This window comes from Agrobacterium sp. CG674 (genome assembly GCF_053521645.1).
This window is the reverse complement of sequence record NZ_JBNWDZ010000003.1, coordinates 301,018-321,010: the sequence shown is the minus strand read 5'-3', so window position 1 is coordinate 321,010 and position 19,993 is coordinate 301,018. Positions and strand designations below refer to the sequence as shown.

The following is a 19,993-nucleotide window of genomic DNA, read 5'->3' as shown; positions in this document are numbered from 1 at the left end:
TCCAATTCCTGCCGCCTCAAACTATAACTGAAAAGTCACGTCCGCGCATGAGTGCGGCTTCTCGATAGGAGCCCACGTATGCCAATCGTTATCGGACTCGGCGGAGACGCCGAGTGGAACGACCCACTCAACCTGTACGGCGGCAACGCCCCCGGTCTTTCCCCGACAAACGATAGCCTTGACGCTCCGAAGCCCGTCGAAAGCAAGCGATCATCGTTCCTCGCCGGCATGAACGAGCGGGACAGAACCGACCTGGTCAACACAGTCCTGGCCGAAGCTGCGGGCGAGGGCGACGACGGCATGGCAGGCGTTGCCGCTGTAATCAAAAACCGCTCTGGCCTTCGTGGGCTTTCTCCCGCGGACGTTGTTCGCCAGCCCAAGCAATTTACCGGCTACGAAGCACCAGGTGCAGAGGTTGCCAAATCCTTCAATGATCCGGACGCGCGTGCAAAAGCCGAGCGGATCATCGACGGCGTATTCACCGGCGAGATACCAGACCCGACGGTTGGACCAGACGGGAAGGGAGCGGATCATTATCACGCCGATAGCGTCAGTCCGGATTGGGCGGGCAAAATGCCAGCCACAGCCAAGATCGGCCGCCATCAATATTACAATTCCAAGGGCGAGTCGCAGGCACAGGCATCGGCATTCGTGCCTGAGCAAGACCCCCTCGGCCTCTATGGTCCGAAGGGGCAGTTCCGCGACCTTCTCAAGGGCGAAGAGAAGTCCGACGCGCCGAACCCCGGAGCGAAGGGACTTGCTCGCCTCGTAAGGGAGCCTGAAGACAAGCAAAACAGCGGCGGCGGAAAGCTCAACTTCGTGCATCCCGGGCAGGAAAAGATCGCGCCGCAGTTCGCCGCGATCCTCACCGACACGTCGAAAGCTATGGGCAGAGATTTCACCATCAACTCTGGCTATCGCGCACCCACTCACAGCGTTGAAGCCGCGAAACCCGGTGGGCCGGGAGAACACGCCGACGGTACCGCATCCGACATCTCGATGAAGGGTATGAGTGAGCCGGAGCGTGCCCAGCTTGTGCGTGAACTGTACTCTCGCGGTGCTCGTCGCTTCATCACGTACAAAAACAGCCCCGACATGCTCCACGTCGATCTGAAAGACCAGACCGGCAAGGGTACGCCTTGGTTCATGTTCGACAAATCGAACCGCAATCTGCCAAACGCGCCGGCATGGTTTCAGGACGTTGCCGCCAATCCCGGCGAGCGGAGCGCCGCGCCCGCCGAGGCTACTGCCAAAGGCATTGTCGTTGATGAGAATTACGCGCCTAGCGATGGCTTGGGCCTCTACGCTGGTTCGGTCAATCCTATGGAAGCAGAGGCAAAGGCTCTGGCGCAGACGAAGGCCGCGGCAGATGCTGAGGAAGCAAAGCGACTCGAAAATGAGCGTCTCACGGCAGACGTCAACGCGAGCAATGCAACTGTCGAGCAGACCCTTGCCAAGAGCAACGGGCGCTTAGCCGCCGTCAGTGAAACCGAGGCGGCAGACTGGCAGAAGAAATGGGATGAAGAAAACCGCTCGACCAACACTTTCAGCGACCTTATTCTCCGTATGGGGACAGGCGCTGCTAACACGAGCCAATCCATCTCCAACCTCAACCGATTGTTGATGAGCAAACTACCCGGCGGCGAGCAAATCAGCGCCACGCTGGATGGGATTGATCGCTGGTGGAGCGGCTCGACACAGGACGAACTGAGAAAAGAGAGCATTGAACGAATGTCGTCAGCGCTGTCGCCCGAGGGCGAAGCAGCGCGTGACAAGAAATGGTGGGACGACGAAAGCAAGACCCTCGGCCCTGCATGGAAAGACCCACGCAGCTATCTCGGCGCTATTGCGGAAAGTGCACCGGCCACCGTTGCGAGCATGTTGCCTTCCGGCATTCTGGCGCGCGGCGCATTTTTGTCATCCGTCGCCTCCGGCGCGACGACGCAGGCAGCAGCAGCTACCGCCGCACGCACTGCCACCATTGCAGGCGGTATCACCGAGGGCCTTCTCGGCGGCGCAGACGCGGCTCTATCGGTCAAACAACGCATTAGCGAACTGCCACGCGAGCAGCTTCTTGCATCCGACGCCGTAAAGCAGCTCGTAGACTCGGGCATGTCCGAACAGCAGGCAATCGACTCGATCAGCGAAGACGCGCAGACACAGGCTCTTCTTACCGCTGGTGTCGTGACCGGAGCGTTCGGCGGCATGGGCGACCGTGCCCTTGCGAAGATCATCGCTGAAGGCGTCGAGGGTGGCATTGCCCGTCGCATCGGGGCTGGTGCCGCTAGAGGCATGGTGGGCGAGGGCATCTTTGAAGAAGCTCCGCAAAGTGCTGGACAGACAATGGCCGAGAACGCGGCCATGCAGCGCGTAAACCCTGATCAGCAGATCACAGAAGGCCTTGGTGAAGCCGTTGCATCCGGCGTGGCAACCGGTGGCGCGATGGGTGGCGGCATGGGCGCTGTCGGTGGCGCTGCGAGGCCAAACCGCGCAGGCGGTCCCGCAACGCCGGGAGCAGCACCTGTTGCCCCTGGACCCGACAACCGCGGCCCGCTTCGTCGCGCAGCGGATCACGGAACGCAGCGCGGGCAGGAGCGCGCGTCCGCAGCAAATGCCGGTGCGCCGATTGATGGCCGCCCACGGGCAACCTCAACGGTTCGCGTGGAAGCCGAAGGAATAGAGCCGTTCATGGGAACGGTTGAGAGCTACGAAGGCGACGAGGCTGTTGTCGTCGATAGCGGCAGCGGCGAAGTGTACCAGGTGCCGATTGCCAACATCACCGAGATAGCGCCGCCTATTGGTGACTATCGCTATCCTGAAAAATCCATTGATGCCATGCCGGAGCTCTCCGCAGATCCGGCCATGGAGCCTTTGGCGCCAATGGCCGCTCAGGTCACATCGGAAGTCCCCCCACGCTCTGAAGACAAGCCCGCAACCGAGATGCGTCCGAACAGGCCACAGCCGGGGCAGCGGGTCATTGTTGACACGCCTGAGGCTGGCAGGTTCGCAGCTCGTATCGAACGTTATGAGAATGGTGGTAACGAAGCCATCGTGGTCGACGATTCTGGGAAGGCGTTCCAAGTGCCTACCCCGGCAATGAATGTCAGCAGCCTTACCCCGGCACAGATCGAGGAGCAGGAGCTCGAGCGCAATCCGCCAATCGAGCGCGAGATCGGCGACGCTGGCCCGAACAGCCGAAAGATTGGCAAGAGCACTGTACTGTTGCCCGATGAGAACCACGCTGCGCTGTACGATCTCGCGCGCGAACAGGCCATCGCCAAGAGGCTTGGTGGCACGTCTCAGGTCGATATGGCCAGTGTTCTTCCGAGTGAGCGCAAGCGGTTGGCCGATGCTTTCCGCATCAAGGTCGAAGATCTCGCCTCAATGGCTGACGACTACCGGTACCGCGCAGAGCGCGCAGCGCGTGAAGCGAAATCCACGCTGCCGGTGAAGCTGCATTCGGTCAACGAACGGATCTTGAAACAGCGACAGTCCGCGAAAGCGAAAGATGCAGCGGAATTGCCTATCCAGTCCTCGGATGCCGATGCCACTTGGTGGGATGTGGATCTGACGGATCAAGCCCGAAAGGGCATCTTGCAGCAGGCAGGCATTCAGCGCTCCGAAAAGGCCATGTGGAAAGGGCTCACGCCCGCGGTGAAAAAGAAGCTCGTCGATGTCCGTGACGCGCAAAGTGCTGCGAATGATGACGTCGAGACTATGGCTGGTACCAGTGATGAAGTCGCAGCCAAAATGCGGCAAATCGCTGATGAGATCGGCCAAGACGACGGCGCGGTGTTTCCTGACGATGCGGAAGGTGCGGCCAGCGATCGCGCGGCCAACGAGGCTGCAACGTCACCTACGAACGAACTGCCAGAACCGTCACAGGCACAGAAGGAAGCCGGAAACTATAAGGTTGGCCGGCTGAAGCTGGGTGGTCTGGATATCTCGGTCGAGAACCCTGCTGGCTCAGAGCGCAAAGGCAAGTCCGAGTCCGGCAAGGAATGGTCCGTCAAGATGAAGAGCCATTACGGCTACATCCGCGGCACCGTCGGCAAAGACAAAGACCACATCGATGTTTTCGTTCGGCCCGGCACCGAAACGCTCGACGACACAGCCCCGGTGTTTGTGGTGGATCAGCGCGACCCCGCCCGCGGGCGTTTCGATGAGCACAAGGTCATGGCTGGCTTCGACAACGAAGCAGAGGCCAAGGCAGCCTATCTCGAAAATTATACCGCTGGCTGGAAGGGCCTGGGCGACATCAGCCAGACGACGATGGGCGAGTTCAAGAACTGGCTCAAATCCGGCAAGACCTCTGAGCCATTCGCCCCGAAATGGTTCTCGTCGCAGGAAAAGGCAGACGCTTACGTTTCCAAGGGGAAACTGGGCGAAACTCACGAGGTCGTACAGCGCGGTAAGCGGTTTGAGGTGCAGGAACGGGCGAAGGACCCGGCGACGACTGAGCGACCCAGCCCGGACAAGCCTGATTGGGGTCAACACCCATGGGATGACGTTTGGGGCAGCGATGCAGAAGCCATCTCAGACGCTCTGAGCCGCATTGCCAGCACAAACGGCGGTGACACACCGATCTCGGATGCAGTCAAAGCGGGCGCGAGCAACAAGGAACTGCTCGAGCTCATCGAGGCACGATGGGGCGAGGGCGGTGCAGGCGGACGCCGTTACATGATCGAAACCCGCAAAGGGCCGACGGTTACCATTACTCTCGAGAAGGATAGCGGCAACGAGCGCGTTGTCCTGAAGGGCAAGGAATTGGCCGAAGCCATCCGCAGCGAGTTCGTGGTGTCGCTCGAGGATATGAAGCAGGAGGCGGAAGCCCGTGAGAAGGCCAGCTCTGCCGAGAGCGTCCAGCCACCACAGGCAAGGCCAGTGGCCAAACCAAAGTCTCCCCAACGCCGCGACTATGCAGACACCATCAGCAGTCTAGAGCGTGGTCTCAAAACATGGGGAGACGAGGGTAACGAGCTGCTTGAGGGGAAGTTGGGCCTCGCAAAGCGGCTGCAGTCGCTAACCGACGAAGAATGGAAGAAAGTCGAACCCTACTTTCACCCTGACATGGATCCGGGGATTACGCTTGAGCCTGAGAAAGGTATGAGCGCAATCGATGATGGCTTGGCCTCGCCCCCCAAGATTGCGGCTGCATCAAAGCCAGCCGTAACCGCCAACAAGATATTCACCGAGGACGCCGCCGCGAAAGCCCGCGAGTTGCTTCGGAAGAAGCTCTCAGGCAATACTCTTAACAGCGGCATAGACCCGGAGCTGTTGCAGGCCGGGCTCACACTTGCAGGCTATCACATCGAAAAGGGCGCGCGCACCTTTGCCGCATATGCCTCGGCTATGCTGGCGGACCTTGGCGAAGGTTCGCGCCCCTACCTTAAGTCATGGTACATGGGGATCAAATACGACCCCCGCGCATCTGCGTTCGACGGCATGTCGAGTGCGGTTGATGTGGAAGCCACAGACGTCAACGCGCTCAACGGAGCCCCGAATGAACCTGAACAACTGGATCGAGCTGGGGCGCCAGCACTGGAAAGAGTTTCTGCCGAACCGGTACAAGGAACTGAAAGCCCACGGGATGCTGGACGAGGCGCTGACGAACGCGGCGGAGCAGACGTATCTGGAAGCGAACCAGCTCGAGGAGAGCGGGTACAAGCCAGACGAAGCGTGGCAGATGGTCAGGGACAACTATCTGTTGCTCCCGCCAGAGGGAACCGAGCAGTCTCAGAACGACAAGACGTCGCAAGATCTAATGAAGGCAGCCCGCGCCGGACAGAGAACAGTCGAGATCGAATAGCAGGCGTCCAGTCTGCCGCCACGCCGGCGCAGCAGCGACAGACCGATTACGTCATCACTGATGAAGACGCGCTCGGCGAGGGCGGTCAAAAGGCAAAGTTCAAAAACAACATTGCAGCGATAGAGCTGGTCAAGAAGCTCGAGGAAGAGAAACGCGCGGCGACGCGTGACGAACAGTCAGTGCTTGCCAAGTGGGTGGGCTGGGGCGGTCTGCGCACTGCGTTTCCACGCGAAGATGGCAGCGTTGCCAAGGGCTGGGAGCGTGAAGCAGGTCAGTTGAAAGACCTGCTCACCAAAGAGGAATACAGCGCCGCCGAGTCTTCGACGCGCAACGCTCACTACACCTCGCCTGATATCGTCAACGCAGCATGGAGCATCGCGCAGCGTCTTGGCTTCCAGGGCGGCCAGATCCTTGAACCTTCCGTCGGTGCGGGCAACTTCCTCGGCTTGATGCCTGGTGAACTGCGCAGCGCATCGCGGGTGTCTGGTGCCGAGCTCGACCGCATCACTGGCCTGATTGCCAAGAACCTCTATCCCAACGCCAACATTCAGGCGCCAATGGGCTTCGAGAAGCTGTCTCTACCGAACGACTATTTCGACCTGGCTATAGGCAATCCGCCTTTCGGGTCAGAAAAGCTCTACGATAAGGAGCGCAGCCACCTCAACAAGCTGTCGATCCATAACTTCTTCTTCGCCAAGGCCATCGAGACGCTGCGCCCCGGTGGCGTGCTGGCCATGGTGGTAACAAACCGATTCCTCGACGGGCAGTCAGCGGCGGCGCGAAACCTCATCCACGCCAAGGCAGATTTCGTCGGAGCGATCAGACTTCCAAACAACGCCTTCCTCAAGAACGCTGGTACCGAGGTCACGACAGACATAGTGCTGTTGCAACGCCGAGAAGCAGGCGAAGCGCCCAAATCGAGTGAATGGCTCGAGGTGAAGGACTATCGCGGCAAGGATGGCAACGTTGTCCCGTTGAACGCCTATTTCGCCAAGAACCCTGAAATGATGCTCGGCGACTTCGGCGCATACGGCACGATGTACGGCCCGGACGAACCGGCGCTGGTGGCGCGTGGTGGGCAGGACACGCCTGCAGAGCTCGCCAAGGCAATTGAGAAACTGCCGCGAAACATTATGGGCGAAACCGGACCTGCAAGGGTGACAGAAACTGTCACCGTCCCTGAAACGGTCAATGATGTCCAAGTCGGCACGATGTTCGCCGCCCCGGACGGCACGATCCACGTCAGGGAGCAGGATCACATCGGGGAGGCCCGGTCGAAAGCGGTTGCGTTCCCCAACGACACTGCGAGAGAACGTGTTTCCGGTATGGTCCGGGTCAGAGATGCCTTTGCGCGCCTGCGACGTGCCCAGATCAGCGATACGGCCAAGCCTGAGCAGGTCGAGAACCTGCGAAAGCGGTTGAACAGCTTCTACGATGCCTTTGTAAACAAACACGGTCCTATCAACTCAGACGCAAACAAACGCCTGTTTCGTGATGATCCGACATGGCCGCAGATCAGTGCGCTCGAGCAGAAGTTCGACAAGGGTCTGAGCGCTGCTGTAGCGAAGAAAACGGGCGAAAAGGCGCGTCCAGCTACGGCAGAGAAAGCCGCTATTTTCACGCGTCGCACCCAGCAACCGTACCAGCGTCCAACCAGTGCTGCGACGGCGAAAGACGCTCTTGCAACCGTCCTGAACGATTACGGGCGCATCAACCTCGAAGCCATGTCTCGGCTGTACGGAAAGTCGGCGGAAGCCATCGTCGATGAGCTTGGCCCATTGGTCTATCGGACACCGACGGGCGCATATGAAACGGCAGATCAGTATCTCTCTGGCAATGTGAAGCAGAAGCTGGCAGAGGCCGAACGTGCATCGGCGCAAGATCCCGAGTTCCGTCGCAACGTAAATGCGCTGCGCGACGTCATCCCGGCAGATATCGAAGCGATCGACATCGATGTGAAGCCCGGTGCGCCGTGGCTGCCAGCGAAACACGTCGAGGACTTCGTCTCCCATATCACTCAGGCATCCATCGCGCCTCGAGCCTTCTATTCCGCCGCTAATGCGAAATGGGATTTGACGGTACCGCAAGTGACGCCAGCGGCTCAAACTCTGTGGGGAACTGATCGCGCCGCGGTCGGTACAGTGCTCAGTGCCGTGATGAACGGCCAGTCCGTTGCGATCCATGATCGGACCAGCGACGGTAAGTCTGTGGTCAATCAGGCCGCCACGGATGCAGCCAACGAGAAGGCGGAAAGGGTCAAGGCCGAGTGGCGCAAATGGCTGTGGCAAGACGACGCCCGCCGCGATCAGTTGTCACGGCTTTACAACGATACGTTCAACACCGACGTCATGCAGCAGTTTGACGGTTCGCACCTCACGCTGCCCGGCAAGGTCAGTGATGACATTATCGACTTGCGACCAAGCCAGAAGAATTTCATCTGGCGCACCCTGCAGAGCGGCACTGCCCTAGCAGACCATACCGTGGGCGCGGGCAAGACATTCGCGGCCATAGCATCCATTATGGAGAAAAGACGCACCGGGCAGGCGCGTAAACCCATGCTCGTCGTGCCTAACCATCTGGTGGGCCAGTGGGCCGCCGACTTCGTCCGCCTCTATCCCGGTGCCAAGGTACTGGCCGCCACGAAGCAAGATTTCGAGAAGGATCGCCGCAAGCGTCTTTTCGCTCGCATCGCGACGGGCGACTGGGACGCCGTCATCGTCGCGCACTCGTCGTTCGGCAGAATCGGTATCGATCCAAACTATGAGGCGCAGTTCATCCAACAGCAGATGGATGATCTGGAAGCCTCTATGGCCGAGGTGCGCCGTGAGACAGGTCAGAAGAGCCGTAACGTCGCACAACTGACAAAGTGGCGCGACGGTCTGAAAACGAAGATGGAGCGGCTGCTCGATTCCGGGAGAAAGGATGACGGGCTGACGTTCGACGAGTTGGGCGTGGATGCCCTCTATGTCGATGAAGCACACGAGTTTAAGAACCTCGCCTATTCCACCTCGATGCAGCGGGTGGCCGGTCTCGGCAATATGGCCGGGAGCCAAAAGGCGGCGGACCTCTACATGAAGTCCCGTTTCGTGCTGGAAAAGACGGGCGGTAACAACCTGGTATTCCTGTCGGGCACACCTCTGTCAAACACCATGGCCGAAATGTTCACGGTCCAGCGTTACCTCGACGAGAAAGCGCTGCGCGCCATGGGCGTTGCTCACTTCGACGCGTGGGCCCGCGTCTTTGGTGAAGTCGTCACAGATTGGGAACTGTCGCCATCGGGCCAGTACAAGCTGAACAGCCGGTTTGCCAAGTTCGTCAACGTCCCTGAACTGATGCAGCGGTACCGCAGCTTCGCAGACGTCATCACCAATGATGACATCATTGCCCAGCTCGCAGCGCAGGGTAAGAAATTCCCACTGCCGAAGGTCAAGGGCGGCAAGCCGACAAACGTCGTGGTCGAGCGCTCTCCTGATCAGGCGTCGTTTATCGGTGAGGGCAAGTCCGACGATAACGGAAACCTCGAGTTCCCTCGCGGATCTCTGGTCTGGCGCGCCGAAAACCTTCCCAAAAAGGCCGAAAAGGGTCAGGACAACATGCTGAAGGTCATGTCCGACGCCCGCAAGGCGGCGCTCGACATGCGCCTGATCGACCCTTCCTACGGCGACTATCGCAAGTCGAAGGTTCACCGCGCCGCAAACGAGATGAAGCGGATCTATGACGCATGGTCGGACCAGCGCGGCACCCAGCTCGTGTTCATCGACCTGTCCACGCCCAAGAAAGCCCAGGCAGCAGAGGCGGCACGCTTCCGCGACCTGATGGAACGTGCCGACAATGGCGACGAGGCTGCTATAGAGGCGCTGGACAAGGTTTCCCCCGACGATCTGCTCGCGCTTGAAAGCACGTTCTCCGTCTATGATGACCTGAAGCAAAAGCTTATCGACCGGGGCATACCCGAGAGCGAAATTGCGTTCATCCACGACGCCAATACCGAGTCGCAGAAAGAAGAGCTTTTCGGCAAGGTCCGTTCCGGCCGCATCCGCTTGCTGTTCGGCTCCACGGCGAAAATGGGCGCTGGTACCAACGTCCAAAACCGTTTGGTGGCGCTTCATCACCTCGACGCCCCATGGCGTCCGTCTGACCTCGAGCAGCGCGACGGGCGCGGCATCAGGCAGGGCAATGAGCTGTATGGTGAAGATCCAGATGGCTTTGAGATCGAAATCCTACGGTACGCCACGAAGAACACACTTGATGCGCGCCAGTGGCAGACCATCGAAGCCAAGGCCCGTTTCATTCAGCAGGTCCGCAAGGGTGATATGAAAACCCGCGAGATCGAGGATATCGCAGGCGAGGCGGCAAATGCAGCCGAGATGAAGGCTGCTGCATCTGGCAATCCTCTCATTCTCGAGGAGATGGACACCCGCCGTAAGCTGCGCCAGCTCGAGGGCCAGTCCGTCGAACATGATCGCGAGCAGCATCGTATCAAGGCCAAGATCAAATCTCTGACGGAAGAAGCCGCCGCTATCGAAAAGGCACTTCCTCTGGTCCAATCGGATGCTGCTATGGCCGCCGCCGCACCGGCAGAGTTCGCCGGTACCATCGGTGGCGAAACATTCGACAAGCGCAAAGAGTTCGGAGCTGCCATCGTCGCGGCGATGCGCAAGGAACTGATCGACAAGGAAGGGGTGCGCGATCTCGGCGAATATGCCGGGTTCAAGATCGGTATCGATCCTATGGGCTACGGCAGAGCATTCCATGTCACCATCACCGGCAAGAAGGAATATTCCATTCCCGTTGACGATGCGTCCGACGTTGACGCCGCTGGACTGGCAACACGTATCGCAAACACGGTGAAGCGCATCGCCAATCAGCCGGAGTTTGACCGCAGCCGCGCAGCGGAAATCAAGGGCCAAACCCCTGCGCTGGAACGTCAGATCGGGGAGTGGGCCGGTGCGCAGGAACTGGCGGACACGTCCGCCCGTCACAACCGGCTGCTCGATGCGCTGAAACCGAAGCCGAAAAGCGCTACGCCGGTGGCCGCAGTCGCCAACGCCGACGAGTTCGACGCCCCGGTAGAGAACAAACGTCCTGATCCTGTTGTCGTCGGGACTGCAAACGATCTTCAAACCGTCGGCATCCCGAAAGCCCCAGCAGGCAAAGCGATATTCAGATGGGCGAAGGACACTGTCTTGCGTTTCGGTAAGGCCGGGCACGAGTACCTGATGGCTGTCGATGATGATGGCTCTGTCATTGAGTTCGGTACGGCTAAGAAGAAGGCTGCGACTGGCATCAATAACAAGCTGCTCGGGGCATTGATGAACCCTGATCGCCGCGTCGTCGTCTTCCACAACCATCCCAGCAACGGCCCGCTCAGCGTGACAGATATTGCAATGCTTGCGATGCCTGGGCTGCATTCTGTCTGGGCTTTTGGAGCCAACGGAACGCAGATGCGTGGGTCGCTTACTCCCGACTCCGAGCGTGCTGTTTCCTCAGCGAACAGTCCTGATGCGCTCGTCGCCGAATGGCGTCGCGAGATGGCCGATGCACATGAAGACGTTAATGGTTTCCTACGGCCACTCGTCGAGCGCGGCACGCTGGACGTCGCCGAAGGTAACGCTGCTTACCTCAATGCACCGTCGATCATTGCCCAGAGAGCCGGGCTTATCGACATTTCCTCAAATACAAACTATGATGTTTCCGCCATCGAGGGCTTGGAAAACAAGCTCGATAAATTGGCGGTCGCGCTCAAGGGACTTATCAGCGATGGCACAGCAGGCGACGACAATCAGAGGGTTTCACGACGATCCGCCCGCGACGTTCGACACGTTGCAGAAGTGGAAGGATTGGCAAGCCTCGGTCAGCCAGTGGTCAGCGCGAGACCCGGAACGACAGGCCTATCTGAAACAAGCTCGCCAGATTATCAGGGAAAAGAGCGCGGAGCAGAAAAGCGAAGAGCCAGCAACAAGCGAGTAACTACGGACCGCATCGTTGAGGACTTGCGCGGCAAGCTCACCGACATCCAGCCCGCTCTCCTGAAAACCATCCCGCTCAACTATTTCAGCGAACTGGCACGGTCCAACATGACCGCCGTCGGCGACTATCTGCGCGTCAAGCGGTTGATGGACGCGTTCAGGGGCACCAAGCACGCCGAGGCCGATGCTGTGGCGCAGGACTGGCTGAAATACACCCGGCTGGGCTTTGCCGGTAAAGACAAGGCAAAGGCGCAGGCTCTTGCTGATCTGATGCATGACGCCACCTTGGCCGGTATCGACCCATCCAGCACCGACGAGGAAACAAAGGCTAAGCCGGGGTATGGTGCGTTGCGTAAGCGATACCTGGCTATGCCGCCAAAAGGACAAGCGCTCTTCAACAACGTCAGCAGCGCCTATGGAAAACAGGCTGACGAGCTTGACGAAATCCTTCTGGACAACGTTCGGAAGGCGCAGGAGATCGCTCAGCGCAACGCCGAGGATCGTTACAAGCGGACGATGCAGAAGATCAAGGACGCAAGGCTCTCGGGGCTCGATAAGAAGAACGCCGAGGAAGATGCGACCAGCGCTTACAAGGCAGAGACGACGAAGTCACGCTGGGCCGCCAAAGCTCGGTTGACGAAGATGCGCATCGCCTTTGAAAACAGCCGCGTTGAGGCTCCTTACTTCCCGCTGGGCCGTTTCGGTCGGTACTTTGTGACCGTAAGAGACATCGATGGCGCGGTGCTCAGCTTCTCCAAACATGAGACCGCTGCCGAACGTGACCGTATGGCCCGTGAGATGCGCCAAGACTATCCAGCCGGCAAGGTTGAGGTGGGCGTGATGGAGGCTGGTGGAGACATGCGCAAGGCCATGGACCCGCGGATCGTTGCCGAGATTGAAGAGATCCTCGGCGGCTCCAACGTCGGCGGCGACGTGATGGACCAGATCTGGCAGCGTTATCTCGAATCGATGCCGGACCTCTCCGCCCGGAAGCGCTTCATTCACCGTAAGGGCACCGCTGGCTTTACTCAGGATGCCCTGCGCGTGTTCTCCTCCCACATGTTCCATGCCGCTCACCAGATGGCACGACTGAAGTACGGGCTCGAGCTTCAGGAGCTCGTCAACAAGACTGCTGATCAGGCAAAGGAAGCTGATGATCAGACGCGGGCTATGACGCTCGCCAATGAACTGTCTAACCGCCACAACTGGGTGATGAACCCAACGGGCAGTAAAGTTGCTCAGACCATGACCAGCACAGCGTTCGTCTGGTATCTGGCCGCATCTCCCGGTGCGGCATTGGTCAACATGACACAAACTGTCATGCTCGGCCTGCCTGTGCTTAGCGCCAAGTTTGGCGGATTTGGAAAGGCAGCGTCCGCGCTGGGCAAAGCCTCGGCGGATTCGCTGGCTGGCAAAGGCACGGTTGTCAGTGACCGGCTCACCGGCGACGAAAAGAAGGCAATGGACGCGTTCTACGAATCCGGATTGATCGACCGCACACAGAGCCACGATCTGGCAGGCGTGGGCGAGACCGGGGTGGATTACACGCCACTGCGGGCCAAGGTCATGGAGAAGATCTCGTGGGCTTTCCACCGCGCCGAGGTTTGGAACCGTGAGGTTACGGCTTTGGCCGCCTATCGCATGGCACGCGACAGCGGGCAGAACACGTCCGAAGCCATCGATACGGCTCATGATCTGACGTGGAAAACCCACTTTGATTACTCAAACAGCTCGCGACCAGCGGTCCTGCAGAACGACTTCGCCAAGGTGGCGCTCGTTTTCCGCCAGCACAATATCAACATGCTCTACCGCGTCATTCGAGACATCCACCAGTCGATGAAGGGCGAGACAGCGCAGGCCCGCAAGGAAGCGCGCTACCAGCTCGCAGGCGTGTTGGGCATGATGACGGCAATGGCGGGTGTGACCGGCACCATGGGTTTCAGCTTGGCAATGATGATCGCCGGAATGATGTTTGGCGATGACGACGATCCGATGGCGTTCGAAGATCAATTCAAGGCTGATGTCGTCGATATCCTCGGGCCCCAGCTGGGTGGCATCCTGCTCAACGGCGCACCTGGTCACTACCTAGGGATCGATCTTTCATCGCGCATCGGCATGCCGGATCTGTGGTTCCGGTCTCCAACCCGCGAGTTGCAGGGCAAGGACGAGTATCAGTATTGGTTGGCGCAAAGCCTTGGCGCTACTGTCAGCCTCGGCGAGCAGCTCTATACCGGCTTCCGCGTTATGACCGACGATGGTGACATAGCCCGCGGCATCGAGATGATGGCGCCGAAAGCGATACGCGATCTGATGAAAGCCTATCGATATTCGCAGGAAGGCCTCTCCACCATCGGCAAAGACCAGATACTGGCAAAGGATCAGATCGACGCGACCGATATCGCCGCACAGGCGCTCGGCTTCACGCCGGCGAAAGTGTCAGAGACTTGGGAGCGCAACAGCGCGCTGAAGAACGCTGAAACCTCCGTTAAGCGGAAGCGCCAGCGGCTCATCAACAAATGGGCAATGGCGACGATGGCAGGCGACAAGGAAACCGCCACAGAGGCGTTGGACGGCATCAAGAAGTTCAACGCGGTTCGCATCCATGCCGCGTTCCCGATCAAGCAAGAGACGCTGAAGCGCTCGATCCAGACGCGGACGAAGAATGCGGCGAAACGCGAAGACGGCGTGTTGATTGGGAATAAGGCGCTCGGAACGCAGCTCAGAGAGAAGATGGCCGAACCGATCTATCGGTAGGCTCTGAGCTCAAACTCAAAGCGAAAGGCCCGCATTACGCGGGCCTTTGTTTTAAGGGTTCAATCCATAAGACTGTTGCCGGGCTCGCAGCGCCTCTTGCACTACCTTGGGCCATTGCCACTCAGGCACTCCCGCCTCGTGCAGCCCTGTTGCGACCTCTTCAACCGACGCCCCACCCTCAAGGGCGGCATTGGCCTTGCTAACAGCCTGATCCTGTGAGGGCGCTACAACTCCGGGGGCATCCGATGTGGGTCTGCTTTTCAGATCCTCTATCCGCCTGCGAACGCTTTCTTGAGCGCGGGCGGGTACCCCTGGTATTGGGGCATCTCTCGGCGTCGCGGGTCTCGCATCGTCATCCTTCTGTTTTCGCTCCGAAGGCGAGGGGGCGGGGCTGGGAGACGACGTCTGAACCTGTTTGCCGGTAACGGTATCGACCAGCACTTTCTTTTCAGGGCGCACAGGCGCAGCTTGACCAGCAAGACCGGGCTGGCCACTTACCAGCTCGAGCTCGTCGGCAACAAGTTTCTCTTTCTCCTCGGGCGACATGTCGTCGAACTTTTTCTCATCGCCAGCCAATCCGCCATCAAACCGCTTGCGCAATGACTTGATCGCTTCGCCGCGTTGTCTGGTATCCCCCACGCCGTACTGCTTATCGATTTTCTTTTTTTGCTCGTACGTACGCAGCTCGCCAGCTTCTTTTTCGGTAGCGGCCCGCGCGGCGATTTGGCTGTTCCACGCGGCTTCAGGATTGCCGAAAGTAGCGATCAGCTTTGGCAGGTCAGCGGTTTGAATATCCTGCTGCACCTCTTTGCCGTCGGGCATCTTCAGCGAGATGCGAAAGCCGCGTGGCTTACCGTCAGGTGTTAGAATTGGCTCCTGCCCAAGAACCTCATAGCCATTGTCGATGTAGCCCTTGATCTTTCCCGCCTGCATGACATCGGCAAGAGCGCCAGCGCTGTCTCCGGTCTGTGCCTTGACCAGCGCGCCCGAAAACAGCTTGGCACCTGTCTTTGCGTCCTCGCTGTCGCCCCACTCCTGAACGCGCTTTGCGTTGTCCATGTCACCATTAGCGAGGTACGTATTTTTCAGCTTCGGAACGGCATATGTGCTCCAAAACTGGTCGAAGTTGTCCGGCTTCTGCGTTCCGGCCGCCACCTGAGTATCGAATGTCGAGCGGGCGTCTTTGTTGATCTGGTCGACAGCGTTGCGTTGATCGAGCGATCGATTGTATTCGACGTCCTGCCGTTCCTGTAGCACCGTCTTCCGTTTGCGATCATCCATCGAATCGCGGGCTCTCATGCCTCCGGTGAATCCGTCCATGAAGCCGCCAAGGCCAATCGCCAAACTCATGCTGCGTTCTCCTGTTGTGCGACCTGTGGAACTGATGGCTTGCGCTTGGCCGGGCTAACCCCGCCCAACCCAATCGCCTCGATGGTGGCATCGAGCTTCTTGTCCATGTCCTGAACGGCTTTCATTGTGATGCCGAGAGCGTCCTGCACCGGTATGGTGTGCCCATCACCGCGCCCGGTCTCCCGCTGGAAATCCTGCGCGTAGGTTCCGACATGGCGGCCTTCGTCCGCCACGCCCTCCTTATAGTCCCATTCCTCAATGGGCATGGCCTTCAGCGCTTCCAAAGCCTCGCCGTCCGGAATTTCCTCTTTGTTTTCCTTCAACTCCTCGTCGGAGAAGATGAGGCCCGCAGCGCCTCCGAGGAAGCTGCCGATGCCAGCAGCGCTCTGCGCGTTGGCTTGCTGCTGCGCCTTCCATCCATCGAGCTGCAAGCCATACTGTTGGTTCAGGGTGTTGGCCTGTCCAGCGTAGCCCTGCATCGCGCCGCTGAAGCCCGAATTCATGATAGTGCTGGCGGCGAGGGACTGCCCATTTGTTGCCTGATTGCCTGATAGGGCCGTACCGCTGGCCGCCACACTGCCACCGGCACCAGCGGCGGCTTGCGCGGGCAATCCTCGCCCGAGGTTGGCGACGTCCGCCTTGAGCGCTAGGCCTTTATCTCGGACACCCTGTCGCGCCGCGTTCGACGCGCCAGCCTCGGCCAAAGTAACGCCGAGGTCGCCCGCCGCCTGGACACCGGCGAATCTACCGCTGCCAGGGGTCACCCCCATTGAGGCGCTTGCCCGCTCGGTGGCGGCACGGTTCGTAGCTGCTGCTGACTGGACGTCGGCACGCGCTTCCGCCGCAGCTTCGGACTGGCGCGCATCCGTTGCGTAATTTGTGGCCTCTTTTATGAAGTCGTCTTCAATCGGCTTATAGACGCTCTCATAGCGCTCGCGATCCTTTTTCGCCCAACCTGCCTGATCGGTCGCAAGGCCCAACTGCTGCTCTGTCACCTTCGTCGTGAGAGCATCTAGTTCCTTTTGGCGGACTTGCGAGACGGCGAACGCATCGGTGGCAAATTCAAGCCACTTTTCGCCGGTCTCCGCTTGTTTAAGCGCGGCGGCTCCGATCTGTGGATCTGGCGCTGGTGCGGAGTTGCTGCTTTTGCCCATGGTGCTGCCTTTGAAATAGGGGTCAGCACTCATGCGCGTTGGATCAGTTATATAGCTGCGCGGCCTGTTTTTCCAGCGAAGCGTTCAGGGAGCCATCGGCATTCTTCGCGAAGCATCCCGAAGACGATCAAGTCCTCTCCGTCGTCGCCAGCTTTGCGCATCAACCCTTCGCGCTGGAACCCAAAATGCTCGTTAAAGCGGATGGCGTCGGCGTTGTTGACCGACACGAATGAATTGAGGCGCGGGTAGCCGAGCTGTAGGAACGGATAGCAGAAGACTTTGATGATCAGCTCGCGAGTGATCCAGCGACGACTGCCATTCGATACGACGGAAACCCAGCAGCCGCGCGTGGTGAAGGCGTCGAAAACCACGACACCATCGATGTCATGTGCGGACCGGATCGCGATGGCTTTCGCATCGTCGCGGAAGCTTAGCTTCCCACGCTGTGCAGCCAAAGCCACCAACTCGTCGTTCGGGCCATAGATGACTTCTCTCGTCATCGAATAAGCTTCCGCTGGATAGTCAGAGCGATCGAGTTAAGCCGAGAGGATATCTCGTTGATGTCCGTGAGCAGGGAGTTAAAGTCTGCCATTGTGGGCGCGGCTGTCAGTGTCTTGGTTTTTACCTGAGCAATTTGCAGCAGCTCTTTGATGTCTTCGATCCGCACAGCTGCTTTGTCTCTCGCTCCAGCACGGGAGCCATCGAGGATTTCCAGCTTTTCTACGATTTGCTGCGGCGATGTCATCTTTAGCCCCGGAGCTCGCTGACAGAAGTGGCGAGGGAAATGCTTCCAATCGGCAGGTTGGACTGAACAGCGATCTCCCAGCATCGAGCGTTCTTCGCAGGGAGGCGACACACCGCACCAAGTTTGTTTGCTGTGCCGACGAGCTTCCCATCCGCAAATACGCTTATGTTTGCAGCCAAGGCCGAAGGGAGGGGTAGCATGGCGTCACCGTTCAAGACCATGCTGCCAACAGCATGCTCGTTAATCGCTGAGTTCAATATGCCGGACGCAAAGGTAGCTGCATTAAGTTCAGCGATGCGGGCACGCTCTTCGTTGACGAAATCAGCATCAGTCGAATCCGTGATAGACCCTTGATCCACTAGCACCGCACCAAAAGTACCTGGTCTGGGAAGCCAGTATTCCTTTGACCTCCAGGAATAACTCTCTGGGAAGCCTGCGGGGTCATCAAAGCGATAGACGTTCATATCCTCGGACCGCTTGAAGAACAGCGCCGAGGATTCGACCTCAAAGTACAGGGCGTCAGCAGTCTCGCCAGATCTCGCCAGAAACGGTGCGGCGTTGACATTGATAAACAATGCGCCAGCATTTCTGTCTCCTGCCGGACTGGTCGTGTCGTAGAACAGCAGGTAGATATTGCCGTGCTGAGCTCCTATGGCTGTTTGCGGTGACAGGGCCTGCCAGTCGTCACGCCGGAACAATTGCTCTGTCACGAGCGCTACTTCACCGGATGCCCTTACCGATATCAGCCCGTCATTGGTCGGGTAGCAGATTGCAAATCCGAGGTCGACGATGGCGCGCGCGTTGATGCAAGGGAAATTCGCCTCGAGCTTCACGCTCTGCATCGAATCGGGGTGTGACCCGCTCATCATGTACGGGTTAGCTTTGGTCATAACCACAAGAACAGAGCCGATGGAGGCAAGCCCGACGACATCGCTGTCGCAGGTCAAAACGTATTTCTCAGGCCATGTGTGCGGTCGCCATGGTTCGGCGAAGTAGACGTCCCGGCCAACAAAGGCGGCCATCATCCCGTTCGGCATCGAGGTGATGCCAGTCAGCGTATCTGGTGGCTCGTCCCAGCCAGCAGAGGGTAAGGCTTCTTGAAAGGCGTCAACTGGGACCGTGTCGACGAAGTTCGCTGCGCTGGCTGCCCGTTCAGCGATCAGGTACAGATATGTTCCGCTCGAGCCTGTCTGGGACCGGTAGATGCGCTGTAGGGTGATGGCGCGGCCTGCCGGGGGGGCAACAAAACCGCTAAGGGTAACGGTCTGACCCGGCTTCCAATCGACGATCACAGAACCGGGCGAGGGGGCAGTCTCTTCGCCAAAGCTTGTGACGTAGGTGTAAACGTAAGTGCGGCTTTGAATATCACCAGCCCCGGTGCCGCTGACGGCAGCAACAACGGCAGCAGCGGGGCGCTGGACCTTCAAAGGATACGTCACGCTGGCAACGCGCATTTTGGGTACGCCGTCGCCCGTAAAATAGAGTCGGTCTTGCGCCACGGGGCCCGGAACCGCATCGATCACTCCGGGCCAAGAGAGCCAAGTGTTTTGGTGTCGGTAGATGGTTTTACCGTTCGCAGAAACCGTCTCCCCTGTTGGCAGGGAACCGTTGATCGGCGTCAGTCCTCCATCATCGAGGCGCACTCCAACGGCCTCGGTTGCCGCCGTTTCGGGCAGCAGACGTGGAAGTATCAGGGGTTTCTCGCCGGCAAAGGCTGAAATAACTATTTTGGCCAAATGCTGGTCCCCTATGACAACGATGAATTGGGGGCTCTCGCCGCTTGGTTCTGGGATATGGCCGCGGCGATCAATGAATCGACCTGCTGCGTTGTTGTAACCTCGCCCGCGTAAATGCCGGTGATCACCGTATCTTCTGCCGAGAAACAGTCCGCAACGTGCTGCAACACAGCATCACTGATAAGTTTGATAGTCGCCGCATCGATAGTTGCGAACACTCCATCTGGGCCCTTCCAACGGGTGGTAAACGCCGCGTCCCCTTCAGCCTTTACACGTGCTCCAAGGATCATCGTTTTTGAACGGTCATCAGATGCAATGGACATACCACCCAACTCGAAGCCACCAGTCTCCGCTCTCCATCGGGCATCAGCGGCATAAGTCACCAGATCCGCCTTGGTTAGCGGGATTTGGACAGGGACATAGGCCTCCACAACAGTCTCACCCGTCGATAGGTCCACGTTCATGATTTCTGGCAT

At 59.0% G+C, this 19,993-nt stretch carries 7 protein-coding genes; 1 reads left to right on the top strand and 6 read right to left on the bottom strand.

The genetic code is table 11. The annotated features are described in order from the left end of the window. The first annotated feature begins 78 nt into the window (after positions 1 to 78). Positions 79 to 14,532, top strand: coding sequence for a PLxRFG domain-containing protein (locus ACQZ51_RS10705; RefSeq protein ID WP_448777060.1), 14,454 nt, complete (start codon positions 79 to 81; stop codon positions 14,530 to 14,532). Positions 14,533 to 14,583: 51 nt separating this feature from the next. Here the strand turns inward: ACQZ51_RS10705 and ACQZ51_RS10700 are convergent, their stop codons facing one another. From ACQZ51_RS10700 to ACQZ51_RS10675, 6 genes are read right to left on the bottom strand one after another with little or no spacing between them, the layout of a single operon-like run. Then, positions 14,584 to 15,882, bottom strand: coding sequence for a hypothetical protein (locus tag ACQZ51_RS10700; RefSeq protein WP_448777059.1), 1,299 nt, complete (start codon positions 15,880 to 15,882; stop codon positions 14,584 to 14,586). Next, positions 15,879 to 17,069 (bottom strand): tail fiber domain-containing protein, encoded by a 1,191-nt coding sequence (locus tag ACQZ51_RS10695; protein ID WP_448777057.1) that lies wholly within the window; start codon positions 17,067 to 17,069, stop codon positions 15,879 to 15,881. Before ACQZ51_RS10695 ends, ACQZ51_RS10700 begins: the two co-directional genes overlap by 4 nt. A 14-nt stretch (positions 17,070 to 17,083) precedes the next feature. Continuing rightward, a complete protein-coding gene (locus ACQZ51_RS10690) occupies positions 17,084 to 17,536 on the bottom strand; it encodes a GNAT family N-acetyltransferase (RefSeq protein WP_448777055.1) in 453 nt (150 codons plus the stop codon). After that, complete coding sequence (locus ACQZ51_RS10685) at positions 17,533 to 17,781, bottom strand: hypothetical protein (RefSeq protein ID WP_448777053.1); 249 nt, start codon at positions 17,779 to 17,781, stop codon at positions 17,533 to 17,535. The genes ACQZ51_RS10690 and ACQZ51_RS10685 overlap by 4 nt, the downstream gene beginning before the upstream one ends. A gap of 2 nt (positions 17,782 to 17,783) precedes the next feature. Continuing rightward, the gene (locus ACQZ51_RS10680; protein WP_448777052.1) at positions 17,784 to 19,517 is read right to left on the bottom strand and encodes a hypothetical protein; all 1,734 of its coding nucleotides are present in this window, start codon (positions 19,515 to 19,517) and stop codon (positions 17,784 to 17,786) included. An 11-nt stretch (positions 19,518 to 19,528) separates the two neighbouring features. Continuing rightward, positions 19,529 to 19,993, bottom strand: coding sequence for a DUF4376 domain-containing protein (locus ACQZ51_RS10675; RefSeq protein ID WP_448777051.1), 465 nt, complete (start codon positions 19,991 to 19,993; stop codon positions 19,529 to 19,531).

Excerpts from the sequence above, each read along its gene's own strand:
- ACQZ51_RS10675 (WP_448777051.1), bottom strand. The coding sequence starts at position 19,993 with ATGCCAGAAATCATGAACGTGGACCTATCGACGGGTGAGACTGTTGTG.
- ACQZ51_RS10690 (WP_448777055.1), bottom strand. The coding sequence starts at position 17,536 with ATGACGAGAGAAGTCATCTATGGCCCGAACGACGAGTTGGTGGCTTTG.
- ACQZ51_RS10705 (WP_448777060.1), top strand. The coding sequence starts at position 79 with ATGCCAATCGTTATCGGACTCGGCGGAGACGCCGAGTGGAACGACCCA.
- ACQZ51_RS10700 (WP_448777059.1), bottom strand. The coding sequence starts at position 15,882 with ATGAGTTTGGCGATTGGCCTTGGCGGCTTCATGGACGGATTCACCGGA.
- ACQZ51_RS10685 (WP_448777053.1), bottom strand. The coding sequence starts at position 17,781 with ATGACATCGCCGCAGCAAATCGTAGAAAAGCTGGAAATCCTCGATGGC.
- ACQZ51_RS10695 (WP_448777057.1), bottom strand. The coding sequence starts at position 17,069 with ATGAGTGCTGACCCCTATTTCAAAGGCAGCACCATGGGCAAAAGCAGC.